This is a genomic window from Alkalibacterium iburiense (assembly GCF_039521845.1).
GTDB lineage: Bacteria > Bacillota > Bacilli > Lactobacillales > Carnobacteriaceae_A > Alkalibacterium > Alkalibacterium iburiense.
The window spans coordinates 1-14,390 of the sequence record NZ_BAAACW010000035.1 but is presented as its reverse complement, the minus strand read 5'-3'; the positions used below and the strand labels follow the sequence as shown (position 1 = coordinate 14,390).

Sequence of the window (14,390 nt, the reverse complement as noted above, 5' to 3'; positions counted from 1 at the left end):
AAACTTAATCAAAACGCAAATTAATTTGGTAAAATAGCCTCTAAAATCAGAGGTATGAATTATTCAGGTATAATGAATCTTATTAAATTGTAATAATAAAAATGCTTTTACTGAAGACAATGTAAGCTATCCTTCTTAGGCTACAGTAATGATAGTTACAGGACTATTACAAGCTATAGCTTTAAAAGTAGGGTCTAACATTAATTTACTTTGTTAAAATAAAACAATACGTGATAATTTAAATGAAATAACTCTCCTTAGTCAGAACAAGGATAGTTATTTCTTATTGTTAAGAAGGAGATGAATTGATGAGTAAAAAGCGAAACTTGATTTTTTCTACAATACTTTTAGGTTGTCTATTCGTATTCCCCATCCAAACGCTCGTGCAGACCGAGTTATCCGTACAGGCAGAAGAAGCTTTGGAAGAGAAAGAAGGGGAAAAAAATATAACGGTTACAGCTTCAGTAAACCGAGACTTTCATTACGGTGAGCAAGCCTTATTAAATATAGAAATAATAAATGAATCGAATCTTTCGATTGACCGAATAACTGCAGATGTTTCTATGTTAGGTGGTTCAGAATCCCTATCTATCTCACCTGAACTTAATCGTGTGACTCTATCGGTTGAGTACATCATTGAACCAGGAACATATGCGATACCAGTGACTGTGTGGGACGAACATAATGGATTCTATCAAACAGAAACAGACGCGACTATCTTGCCTCGTAAAAAAGAAGAAGGAGAGATAGACTGGGATGAAGAAATCATTTACTTCATGTTGACTGATCGATTCGCTGATGGAGACCCAACAAATAATAATCCATATGGCTTAGATTATGAGAGTGCAGACAACCAGCGCGGTGTTTATCAAGGAGGAGACTTCAAAGGGGTGACGGATAATCTAGATTATTTAGACGATCTAGGTATTTCAACCATTTGGATTACCCCTATTGTTGAGAATGTTGGCTATGACGTTGAATACAACAGCGATGCTGGAGCGTATTATGGTTACCATGGATATTGGGCAAATGATTTTGAAGCATTAAACCCACACTTAGGGACACTGGAAGAGTTTCACGAGTTAATCGACAGTGCAGCGGCACGTGACATTAAGATCATGGTAGACGTCGTATTAAACCATGCCGGTTACGGGATGCATCCTAATGATGGAATGGAAAATCCACCTGAAGGGTATCCTACAAATGAAGACCGAGAACGCTTTGATGGAATGATAAGAGAACAGTCTGGTTCAGATGATTTCACCATGGAATTAGCTGGATTGCCTGATTTCGAAACGGAACGACAAGAAGTCAGAGAGCAATTAGTTGAGTGGCAAGCATCTTGGCTTGACCGGGCAACGACTCCAAATGGGAATTCCATTGCCAGTTACCGTGTAGACACAGTGAAACACGTCGATGACACAACCTGGCAGCACTTTAAAAATGAATTGGTTGAAAGAGACCCTGCCTTCAAACTAATAGGTGAATCATGGGGAGCTAACTATGCTGCGCATCACGGATATTTGAATACCGGAACAATGGATTCTCTGTTAGATTTCGGTTTTAAAGATATCGCCTCATCTTTTGTAAATGGCAGATTGGAAAGAGCCAATCAGACTTTAATCGATCGGAATGAAGGTATAACAAGCGATGCAACACTAGGTCAGTTCCTTGGAAGTCATGATGAGCCTGGCTTCTTGTATTCACTAGGAATGGAAAACACCGGACAACTTATGCTGGCTGCCTCCTTACAAATGACAGCCAAAGGTCAACCGGTTATTTATTACGGAGAAGAATTAGGTCAAAGTGGTCTGGATAATTGGCCGGTTTACGATAACCGTTATGATTTCGGCTGGGATTTAATGGAAGACAATGCCATTTTAAATCATTACCAGTCTGTGATTGCGTTCAGAAACACATACAGTGAAGTGTTATCACGCGGTAGCAGAAGCACTTTCTTAACCTCTGAAGATGAGGACTGGATACTGGTTGAACGGGCGCTATCAGATGAATCAGTTTACATGGCCTTTAATGTTTCGAAGGAAGCCCAAACGATTACGGTAGGCGTCGATTCTGAAGACGTGGAAGTAACAGACCATTATTCTTTAGAAACCTTTAATGCTGTGCAGGGAGAAGAGGAAACATCAGTTACCTTTACTATCCCTTCTGTCAATGAAGGCGGAACAGCGCTCCTTTCAGTAGAAAATGGCCAACTTATCCAAGAGGAATTAGATGAACCAGAAGAAGATACGGATCAACCAGAAGAGGTAGAAGAAGGATTTTTTCGCATCCATTTTGAGACTCTTCCGTCGGATGATCGATCTGATCTTGGGTTATGGATTTGGGAGGACGTTTTAGATCCTTCTGAAGATTGGCCAAATGGAGCTTTATCCTTTGCAGATGCAGGAGAGACAGATTTTGGCTATTATATGGATGTGGCCTTAGCAGACAATCCTGAAACTATTGGCTTTTTAATTAACCATACTAACGGAAGCAACTTGACAGACGATATGAGCATCGATATTTTGTCTCCAGAAATGAACGAAGCCTGGGTCACGAATGATGGCGACATCTTTGCTTACGAACCATTAGAAGGGGATGTCTTACGTGTCAATTACTTAAGACCGGACGAAGAGTATTCTGGCTGGGGCTTATGGACATGGGAAGATGTGGCTGAACCGACTTCGGATTGGCCAACAGGAGCACATGATTTTGACACTGAAGGTCTTTACGGTCACTATGTTGATGTAGAGTTAATCCCTCATGCTTCTCATGTCGGACTTATCCTATTAAATAAAGAAACAGGATTCCAGACTGACGATATGAATTTTAGTGACTTACATCATACTCAAGTCTTTATGCGTGAAGGAAGTGAGGCGGTTTATACTAATCCTTATTACGTAAGAGAAGAGGGAATCACACGAGCTGAAGTCATTTCAGAAACTGAAATTGAAGTCTTCTTTAGCTCTACAGAGAATGTGTCGAGAGAAGAACTAATGAATGGTTTGACTCTTATAGATAAAGAAGGCAATGATGTTATCTTTACAGATGTAGAAATTGATAATGATAGGAATGTGGTTATTTTGGTCGGTGAGTTTAATTTAGATAAAGCTCCGTTTACGGTCGGTTATGAGCAAAGAGAAGCGACGGCATTAATGGGGTGGCGATTAAAAGATTCGCTTTATGCCTACGACGGGGAACTAGGGCTGAATCTTAATGAAGATGGAACAGCAGAATTAAAAATGTGGTCCCCAAGTGCAGACGCTGTTCGGATTATTTTATATGATAAAGCAGATCAAGACACGATAGTTAATGATTCCATTGAAATGAGTCCTGGAGCTCCAGGAGTATGGGAAGTTGTACTAGATGAATCAACGACAGGATTAGAGGATGTGACGGGTTACTTCTATCATTTTGAAATTGAAAGAGATGGCGAAACAGTCCTAGCATTAGACCCTTATGCCCGCTCAATGGCAGCTTGGGACAGCAGCAATCCTGATAACTACATTGGAAAAGCAGCGATAGTCAATCCTAGTCACATTGGACCAGAGTTAGACTATGCTGAAATAGAAGGGTATGAGAAGCGTGAAGATGCGATTATTTACGAAATTCACGTGAGAGACTTTACCTCTGATCCGTCGATTGCAGATGAATTGACGAGCCAATTTGGAACCTTTAGTTCATTTGTTGAAAAATTAGATTATATCGAAGATTTAGGAGTCACTCATATTCAGTTACTTCCAGTTATGAGTTACTTCTTTGCAAACGAGTTTAAAAACGATGAGCGTATGCTGGATTATGCCTCAACGAATACAAACTATAATTGGGGCTACGACCCACACAGTTATTTCTCACTAACAGGGATGTATTCTGAAAACCCAGAAGACCCTGCCAAACGAATTGAAGAGTTTAAAAATCTCATTGATGAAATTCATGCTCGGGGTATGGGGGTCATTTTAGACGTGGTATACAACCATACAGCGCGTGTGCACATCTTTGAAGATTTAGAACCTCATTACTATCACTTTATGGATGCTGACGGTACTCCACGAACCAGTTTTGGTGGAGGCCGATTAGGAACAACACACGAAATGGCTCGCCGTATTTTAGTGGATTCCATTACGTATTGGGTAGAAGAATACAAAATAGACGGTTTCCGCTTTGATATGATGGGTGATCATGATGCTGAGACGATTCAAATAGCTTATGATGAAGCCAAAGCATTAAACCCTAATATCTTAATGATCGGTGAAGGATGGATTACCTATGCAGGAGATGAAGGGTATGAAGATGTCCAGCCAGCTGATCAGAATTGGATGCAAGATACAGAAGCGGTTGGATCTTTCTCAGATGACTTCAGAAACGAACTGAAATCTGGGTTCGGGAGTGAAGGCGAACCAAGATTCTTAACTGGGGGAGCCCGATCAGTCCAGCGTATTTTTGATAACTTAACAGCTAATCCGCATAACTTTACCGCGGATGATCCAGGGGACGTTGTACCTTATATTGCAGCACATGATAACTTAACCTTACATGATGTCATTGCTCAATCAATCCAGAAAGACCCAGAATACCACCAACAAGAAATTCATGAACGTATTCGTTTAGGGAATTTAATGGTACTGACTGCCCAAGGGACACCGTTTATTCATGCAGGACAAGAATTCGGGCGCACAAAACAGTTTAGAGACCCCGATTACATGGAACCTGTAGCCAGTGACCAGGTCCCATATAAGTCGACATTTATGACAGATGAAGAAGGGAATCCATTTACTTATCCGTACTTCATCCATGACTCGTATGACTCTACTGATATTATTAATCGTTTCGATTGGGAGAAAGCAACTAACGTTGATGCCTATCCAATAAACACTCTAACGCGTTCATATACGAAAGGTTTAATTGAGCTAAGAAGAAGCACAGATGCCTTTAGTAAAGGAACAATGGAAGAAATTGATGAGATGGTTTCGCTGATTCAGGTGCCAGAAATTGAGGCTGATGATTTAGCTATCGTCTACCGTGCGGAAGATTCCAATGGAGATAGCTACTATATCTTTGTCAATGCAGATAACAGCGAAAGAACCTTTACACTGGAAACAGATTTATCTTCTGGTCATATCCTTGTAGATGCTGAGAACGCAGGAACAGAGGCAATTTCTGACCCGACAGGTCTAGAAGTAAATGAGACACGTGTCACTCTTGCACCTCTATCTGCTTCCGTTATTTTAATGACTGACAGAGAGATAGAACCGAATCCAGGTGAGGAAGAACCGGGAGAAGGAGATTCGACTCATCCAAGAGATCAGGCTCCAGGACGTCAAAAAGGTGAAGACCACCCAAGCAATAGAGCACCGGGACGTCAAAAGGATGAGGATCATCCGAGCAATACAGCACCAGGTCGTCAAAAAGGAGAAAACCATCCGAGCAATCAAGCGCCAGGAAGAAGAAATAACACTGGTCGTTAAAGAATGGTTATTCACTTTTATAAATAAATTCAGAATGAAACAAGCTTTTAGTGGAATGACACTCCATTAAAAGCTTGTTTTTACTTAACAAACTCTACTTACTTTTTCACAGTAAATTCAAAAGTATGAAGAAATTCTGAAACATTCCCTTTCTCATCCATTTTCAGCCTGGATAATTTGTCATTCTGTAAACGTTTTGATAGGGTGAAGTTATAGGCGAGGAACATAGCCTAAATAGAAATAAGAGGAGAGAAGATAGTTATGGTAAAGTATCAGCCGACCGACCTTTTTGACAGTTCTTATCAACTCTTTATAGGTGGAGAATGGGTAGCGAGTTCTGGAGATGAAACGATTGATTCAGTCAGTCCTGCAACAAAAGAAACGCTCGCAACGATTCCTAATGCCACACAAGAAGATGTGGAGAAAGCAGTCCAAGCAGGAAAAGAAGCTTTCGAAACATGGAAAGACAGCACAATTATTGAACGTTCAGACCTATTACTTGAAATCGCCGATGCGATTGAAGAAAATAAAGAAAAATTTATATGGATGGACTCTTATGACAACGGAAAACCTTTAGCAGAAGCGGAAATAGATATTGATCTAGCGATTGAGCACTACCGTTATTTTGCTTCGGTGATTCGTTCGGAGGAAGGGTATACAAGAAACTACGGAAAGAACACACTGTCTATCCAATTCCGTGAACCGATTGGAGTCGTTGGACAAATTATCCCTTGGAACTTCCCATTTTTAATGGCTGCATGGAAATTAGGCCCTGCCCTTGCAGGAGGAAACACCGTAGTCATTAAACCAGCGGAAGACACCTCACTATCCTTACTCGAACTTGGTAAACTTCTGAAAGATATCCTGCCAGCTGGCGTCGTCAATATTGTGACAGGTTACGGAGAGGATACCGGACAGTTCCTGCAAGAAAGTGATATTGACAAACTGGCCTTTACAGGCTCACCAGCTATTGGCTCTAAGATTGGTCAAATGGCCGGTAAAAAACTCATTCCGGTCACTTTAGAGCTGGGCGGAAAATCAGCCAATATCATTTATAATGAAGCTGACCAAGATAAAGCAGTTGAGGGTGTCATGAAAGGCATACTCTTTAACCAAGGAGAAGTATGTAGTGCAGGTTCTCGTGTCCTTGTTCAAGATGATATTTACGATGAATTCTTAGATAAATTAAAAGAAGCCTTTGAGAATATAAAAGTTGGTTTGCCATGGGCGGAAGATACGCAAATGGGTGCTCAAGTCAATGAAGAGCAATTAAAAGAGAACTTAGAATACGTTCAAATTGCGAAAGATGAAGGGGCAACTATTGTAGCAGGTGGAAACCGCTTGACAGAAGGCGATTATGCAAATGGCTTCTTTATGGAACCTACTTTAGCTGAAGGAACAAACGATATGAAAATCGCCCGCGAAGAAATATTTGGTCCTTTTGCGACAGTCATCCGCTTCAAAGATGAAGAAGAAGCAATTAAAATTGCCAATGATTCAGACTATGGTTTAGCAGGCGGTGTCTTTACAAGAGACCTAAACAAAGCCATCCGTACGGCTCGCCGTGTGCGTACAGGGCGTATGTGGGTAAACACCTTCTCAGAATTCCCTGCTGGTGATCCATTCGGCGGCTTTAAAAATTCTGGTGTTGGTCGCGAAACGTATCGTGGAGCTTTGGATGAATACAGTGAGTGGAAATCCATTTATATTTCCACTGAAGAAGGCACAGAAGGGCTGTATCTCTAAAAAATAAAGAGAGACAGTGTAGTGAACTTCAAAAGTAGGAGTTTAAGTCATTAAATATTAAGCAACTAATTGAGTGTCTTGTTTCAGGTAGGCAACCGGAGATAAGTCACTCAATTTTGTTTATATTTTTTGTTATAATAATCTATATAGTCTTTAAGTCGTTTTTAAGAGTAGACCAAGCCGATTTGTTGTTGAAAAATAATGAGTAGCCCATTCAGAAATCAGTAAATAGTGGTTTACGCTGCTCTCTATCACAGGAGGATTATGTGAACACATATATTAATTTTTAAAGTATCATTCCTTACATAAGTAGTGTAGAAAGGAGGAGTAAAAAGTGAACTTTAGACTCATTTACTTATTCCTATTACTACCATTTATTGCAGGCTGCACAAAGGATATGAGTGGGGAAATTGAGAGGCTGGAAGAGGATGAAATCATTAGTCGCTTTGAAAGTTATGATATGCCAAATGAATTAATTCAAGATTTGTCTTCTCTTCAAAGGGAAAGAATGGCATATTATTTAGAGGAGAATTTTGTTTTTCTAGAACACATGCAAGTCGACACTATTCAATCAGAGTCTGCAGACAGTGACCTTGAGATGCACGTTGAGGCTTTTTTATTTAAGCAAGAAAGTGATCGATATGCTATTATACCTCGTTTAACTTTCAACGATAGTGTGAGAGTTAATAATGACATTTATCTTTATGCGGAAGGAAATATTTCAGAAGAGTCCTTACTGTACGTGACTCGTATGGGTAGTATAGGTTTTTCTTGGATATCCTTTCAACCAGAGAATGTTACAAGGCGTACATTGAGTGATGTAGAACTAGTGACTTATATAGAATTTGAGTTAATAGAAGATTATCCAAAAGACAGATTGGATTTTACCATTGTGTACGCTCACGATAACTCCTTCTTCAATCAAGCGACCTATGAAACTTACTTTAATAGATATGATTTATTAAATTTCGGAGAAGATGAAGAAGATTTAGATGTTTTTCGTCAAGTGATACCTTTTGAATCAATACTGTATTAAACTATACATTTAAGATGGCCCTCTGTTTGATGTTACCCCATCATAACAGGGGTCTTTTTTTGTATATTGAAAAGGAATGACTTTTTCCTTTAACTCAAATGCCTTATCGTGTTGAGTTAAAGGATAAGTCATATTTTTTTGTTAACTCGCCCTAAAAATATCAGTGAGTTAGAGGATAACTATAAATTAGGACTCCTTTTTACATTATTTATAAATAAAGCTATAAAGCGCTCCCAAAAAATTCTGATACCGTTAACATTAAAAAAGCTATTGAATACTAACAATAAACTCTATAATATTAGAAATGCTGTGGAAAAAATAGCTTGTATAGACAATTGTAAATGAATATGGAGTGAATACACATACAATGAATAAACAGTGGTGGAAAAAGGCAGTAGCTTATCAGGTGTATCCGAGAAGCTTCTATGACTCTAACGGTGACGGTATTGGTGATATACAAGGTGTCATTCAAAAACTAGATTATATAAAAGATTTAGGTATTGATGTTATTTGGATCAGTCCGATTTATCAGTCGCCAAATGATGATAACGGATACGATATTAGTGATTACCATGGAATCATGGAAGAATTCGGTACAATGGAAGACTTTGACGAGCTTTTAGCTGAGACGCATAAACGCGGCATGCGCTTGATTATGGACTTGGTTATCAACCATACGTCTGACGAGCATGAGTGGTTTATCGAATCCCGTTCTTCAAAAGACAACCCATACCGGGATTATTACATTTGGCATCCAGCGCCTTCGGATGGGTCACCCATCAATAACTGGGAATCTATTTTCGGCGGATCGGTTTGGGAATATGATGAAAAAACGAATGAATATTATATGCATGTCTTTTCTAAAAAACAGCCAGATTTAAACTGGGAAAATAAACAAGTTAGAGAAAGCTTATATGACATGGTTAACTGGTGGCTGGATAAAGGAATTGATGGCTTCCGAGTGGATGCGATTTCTCACATTAAGAAAAAAGACGGTTATCCAGACATGCCGAATCCTTTAAACAAAAAAGTTGTTCCATCATTTGGCGGTCATATGAATCAGCCTGGAATCGAATTATTCTTATCAGAATTTGCGGAACGAACAATTAAAAATTACGATGTGATGACAGTTGGGGAAGCAAACGGTGTAAGTATTCAAGATGCAGACAAATGGGTAGGCGAAGAAAACGGCTACTTTAATATGATCTTCCAATTTGAACACTTAGGTCTTTGGGGAGCTAATGACGATGAGTTAGATATTCATGAATTAAAAGATGTGATGACTCGTTGGCAGAAGGGACTGGAAGGACGTGGATGGAATGCCTTGTTTATTGAAAACCACGACTTAGCTCGTTCTGTTTCTACATGGGGAAATGATGCTGACTTAAGAAGAACATCTGCAAAAGCGTTAGCGACCTTTTACTTCTTCATGCAAGGAACACCATTCATCTATCAAGGACAAGAGATTGGTATGACCAATGTCCAGTTCGATACGATTGAGGAGTACAATGACGTGGGCATGAGAAATATGTACGCAGAAGAAATTGAAAACGGTAAGCATCACTCTGAAATTATGGAATACATTTGGAAACATGGGCGAGATAATTCTAGAACACCTATGCAATGGACCAATGAACCCGAGGCAGGCTTTACGACAGGAACACCTTGGCTTGGAGTGAATCCAAACTACCCAGACATTAACGTTGATCAAGCTCTAAATGATCCAGACTCTATTTATCATTATTACAAAAAAATGATTCAAATGAGACGGACAACTCCGACATTAATTTATGGGAATTACGAGTTGATTGCAAAAGAACATGATCAAGTATTTGCTTACTTGCGTGCATATGAAAGCGTAGAATATGTCATAATCGTTAATATGTTCAACGAAACAACCTTTATTGATTTAAGTGAAGAATTAGAATTAGGCGATTTAAAGCTATCGAATTACACCGTTACGGATGAAAGCAATGCACAGATGACGTTGCGTCCCTATGAAGCACGCGTGTACAAAGTAGCGAAACAAAAAGTATGGCACGATCCAAACTACTATAAACTTTCTTAATAAGAGAGTTAGTCAGGAGAAGACAGATGAAAAAAATATTTAATTTTGAATTTTGGCAAAAGTTCGGTAAAGCATTAATGGGTGTTATCGCCGTTATGCCAGCCGCTGGATTAATGATTAGTATCGGTGGGTCTCTCCCGCTGATTAACCCAGACTTGCAAGCTTTAGTAGCTGTAAGCAGTGTAATTGAAAATATCGGGTGGGCCATTATTGGTAACCTGCACATTCTATTCGCCTTAGCGATAGGTGGAAGCTGGGCTAAAGATAGAGCGGGCGGTGCTTTTGCGGCCGGTATCAGTTTTATCTTAATTAACCGTATCACAGGGGCTATCTTCGGTGTAACGAGTGAAATGTTAGCCGACCCGGATGCCGTGACTAGCACATTATTCGGAGCAGAAATCCCCGTTGATGGATATTTCGTCAGTGTACTTGAAGCACCCGCTTTAAACATGGGTGTATTTGTCGGTATTATTGCCGGTTTCATGGGAGCCATGGCTTTCAATAAATACTATAATTTTAGAAAATTACCAGATGCCTTATCTTTCTTTAACGGGAAACGATTTGTACCGTTTGTTGTTATTTTATGGTCATTAATTGCTTCCATCGTACTAGCGATACTATGGCCTTTTGTTCAAAGTGGAATTAACAGTTTCGGTGTGTGGATTGCTGAATCACAAGATACTGCACCGATTCTTGCGCCGTTCTTATTTGGAACCTTAGAGCGTCTCTTACTGCCATTTGGTCTTCACCACATGTTGACTATTCCAATTAACTACACGCCACTAGGTGGAACCTATGAAATCTTAAGTGGAGCACAACAAGGGTCTATGGTCTTCGGACAAGACCCACTGTGGTTAGCATGGGTAAGAGACTTGATTAATTTAGATGCAGCAGGAGATACAAGCACGTATCAGTATGCGATTGAAAACTTTGTCCCTGCCCGATTCAAAGTCGGACAAATGATTGGGTCTTCAGGTATTTTAATGGGTCTGGCTTATGCTATGTATAAAAACGTGGACAAAGACAGACGTCAAGGATACAAATCCATGTACCTTTCTGCAGCTGTAGCTGTTTTCTTAACTGGTGTAACGGAACCTTTGGAATTTATGTTTATGTTCGCTGCTCTTCCTTTATACGGTATATACGCTGTTATTCAAGGATTAGCCTTTGCAATGGCCGACATCGTCAACTTACGTATTCACGCATTCGGAAACATCGAATTGCTGACACGTACGCCAATGGCTATTAGCGCTGGTTTAGGAATGGATTTACTCAACTTTGTTTTGGTCACTATCCTGTTTGGTGTCGGAACCTATTTCCTAGCTAATTTCTTAATTAAGAGATTCAATTATGCCACACCAGGACGTAACGGAAATTATGAGAACGGATCTGAAGAGGGAAGCAGCTCAGAAGCTGTAGACGCCTCTCAGCAAGTTTATAACATCATCCACTTACTGGGTGGGAAAGACAATATCTCTGATGTAGATGCCTGTATGACACGTTTACGTGTATCAGTCAAAGATACCGATAAAGTCGGAAATGAAGCGGACTGGAAGAAAGCAGGCGCAATGGGATTCGTGAAGAAAGATACGGGTGTTCAAGCCGTATACGGTCCGAAAGCTGACGTGTTGAAATCAGATATCATTGATGTATTAGATTCGAATATGACGATACCAGCATCAACTTTAGAAGAAAAGCCAAAAGCTGCTCCACTTGAAGAATCAAAAGATTCGTCTTCTGCACCTTCTGGTGAAACGGCTATTCAAACGGTAGCTAATGGTCAAGTTATCTCCATTACAGAAGTCAACGACCAAGTCTTTTCTCAAAAAATGATGGGAGACGGATATGCTGTCATTCCTACTGAAGACAAAGTGGTTTCACCTGTGTCTGGAACCATCCGCAGCATTTTTCCTACCAAACATGCCATCGGGATTGAAACAGAAGACGGTATAGAAATTTTGGTTCACATGGGAATTGACACCGTTGAATTAAATGGAGAAGGCTTTGAAGTCTTTGTGAAAGAAGAACAGACCGTTGAAGCGGGAGAAAAAATCGCTGAAATGAACCGTGAGTCAGTCCAAGCAGCAGGAAAAGACACGTCTATCCTCGTTGTCTTCACTAACTTAACGGATAACCAAGCATTTGAACTCACTCAAACAGAAAACGTGACTGTGTCAACTGAAATTGGTACAGTAAGATAAAAAGAAACAGGAGAGAATAATGAAGGTTTTAACTTTAAATACCCACGCATGGATGGAAGAAGAACCAGAAGTAAAATTAAATCAGATCGCTGACTTTATCTCTAAAGAAGACTTTGACCTTATTGCGCTTCAGGAAATAAACCAGACGATTGAGTCAAAAGAAGTGGAAGACGATTTATTCGTTAACCCAACAGGTGACGTCGAACCGATTGCACTGAAAGAAGACAATTTTGCTTTACTGCTCGTTCGCTTACTAAAGGAACGCGGACTCCCTTATTACTGGAGCTGGACGGCTAATCATATTGGGTATGGAAAGTTTGACGAAGGGGTGGCGATTTTATCCAAAACCCCTTTCTCTTCAGAAAGCATTCTCGTTTCAGATAGTACGGACTATGCCAATCATCTGACGAGGAGGGTCCTAAAAGCCAAGACAGACATAAAGGACAGAGAATGGGTCGTCTTTTCTTGTCACTACTCTTGGTGGAAAGGCCCTGAGGGAGACCCTTTATTTCAAACCGAATGGGATCACACCCTTCCTCATATCCAGTCAGAAAAAGAGTCGGTGCACCTACTCATGGGTGACTTTAACAATGAAGCATCCCTTTCTGGAGAAGGTTACACCTATTTAAAAGAAACCGCTCCACAATTAGTGGATGCCTATCAAGAAGCGGAAGAAAGAATAGGTTCTGCTACAGTGTTGAGCGACATTGATGGGTGGGAAGGCCACACAGACGAAAAGCGCATTGATTTTGTCTTCACTGATTATACAGAAGGCATTCAAACGTGCCGAGTTGTTTTTGACGGAAAAAAAGAGCCGGTCGTCAGTGATCACTTCGGAGTCGCTGTTACATTCAAATAAACGAAAAAGGAAGATGAGGATAAGCTCTCATCTTCCTTTTTTGCTCATTTTTCAAGTCCTGCAAAACCTGCGCCTCCGGGACCGGCATGAGTAGAAATAACATTTCCGGCTTGTATCCATTGTATAGTGACAAAGCCTGCCTCTTTAGCGAGTTCTTCCATTCTGCTTTTAACTGTGTCATCTAATCCGACTGAAAAAAGCAGATAAAGAATGTCTTTGTCTAAATTGTATTTTGACACGTAGTCACGGAACATCTTCTCAACGACTTGTTTCATAGGCCCGCGGTACTTCTTAGTTGAAGTGAGCTTGCCATCAATCAATTCAATTAACGGTTTAATCTTAAGAAGCGAAGCACTAATATAAGCGGCATTAGACACCCGTCCTCCCGCTCTCAAGAAATCAAGGCTGCCGGGTACAAAAGAAAAGCGTGATTTAGGAACGGTCTGTTTGATGTCTTCCAGCAAATGCTCCAATTCAATATCAGGCTGACTTTCATATAATTTGGCCGCATACTGAACAATCGAACCTAATCCTCCGGACACATTGAGAGCATCAATTAAATAAATGTCTTCAAAGTCTTTTGCGGCAATCGTCGCATGCTGAAAAGAAGAAGAGGCGCGAGACGTATACCCGATATGTATAATCGTGCTGTCCGGCTCATCTTTTCTAATCTGTTCAAATAGCTCCGTATATTCTTGAGGATTAGTAGAAGTAGTGGATGGTATCTGTTTTGTTCTATCATAATACTCATAGATATCTGTAACAGGAATGCTTCCGTCTGGATAGTCTGTGTCATCCATAATCACGTGCATGGGTGCGACATATATTTGATAGTCATCAATAAACTCTTTTGGTAAATCTGCACCGCTTTCCGTTGAGAAAATCAGTTTCATCATGGTAGGTCCCCCTCGAATGATCAATCATCATTATACTACTGGTTTTTAGTAATCATACTATGGTTAGGGTGTCAAAACCTAACCGGTTTACTACTTTTCCTTGTTAACAGTGCGATTTT

7 protein-coding genes are annotated in these 14,390 nt (G+C 40.1%); 6 read left to right on the top strand and 1 reads right to left on the bottom strand.

The annotated features are described in order from the left end of the window. Positions 1–308: 308 nt before the first annotated feature. The 6 genes from ABDZ53_RS02810 to ABDZ53_RS02785 all read left to right on the top strand — a co-directional run bounded on the left by ABDZ53_RS02810 (position 309) and on the right by ABDZ53_RS02785 (position 13,375). The gene (locus ABDZ53_RS02810; RefSeq protein ID WP_343753767.1) at positions 309–5,465 is read left to right on the top strand and encodes a pullulanase; all 5,157 of its coding nucleotides are present in this window, start codon (positions 309–311) and stop codon (positions 5,463–5,465) included. Positions 5,466–5,726: 261 nt separating this feature from the next. Continuing rightward, entirely contained in the window at positions 5,727–7,211 is a 1,485-nt protein-coding gene (locus ABDZ53_RS02805) for an aldehyde dehydrogenase family protein (RefSeq protein ID WP_343753765.1), read from the top strand. 334 nt (positions 7,212–7,545) lie between these two features. Then, positions 7,546–8,247 (top strand): hypothetical protein, encoded by a 702-nt coding sequence (locus ABDZ53_RS02800; RefSeq protein WP_343753764.1) that lies wholly within the window; start codon positions 7,546–7,548, stop codon positions 8,245–8,247. 367 nt (positions 8,248–8,614) lie between these two features. Then, positions 8,615–10,315, top strand: coding sequence for an alpha-glucosidase (locus tag ABDZ53_RS02795; RefSeq protein WP_343753763.1), 1,701 nt, complete (start codon positions 8,615–8,617; stop codon positions 10,313–10,315). 26 nt (positions 10,316–10,341) lie between these two features. After that, on the top strand, positions 10,342–12,516 hold the full coding sequence (locus ABDZ53_RS02790) for a PTS transporter subunit IIBC (protein WP_343753762.1): 2,175 nt from the start codon (positions 10,342–10,344) through the stop codon (positions 12,514–12,516). Positions 12,517–12,535: 19 nt separating this feature from the next. Continuing rightward, entirely contained in the window at positions 12,536–13,375 is an 840-nt protein-coding gene (locus ABDZ53_RS02785; protein WP_343753761.1) for an endonuclease/exonuclease/phosphatase family protein, read from the top strand. Positions 13,376–13,419: 44 nt separating this feature from the next. Here the strand turns inward: ABDZ53_RS02785 and ABDZ53_RS02780 are convergent, their stop codons facing one another. Continuing rightward, a complete protein-coding gene (locus ABDZ53_RS02780; protein WP_343753759.1) occupies positions 13,420–14,271 on the bottom strand; it encodes a DegV family protein in 852 nt (283 codons plus the stop codon). Positions 14,272–14,390: the final 119 nt, after the last annotated feature.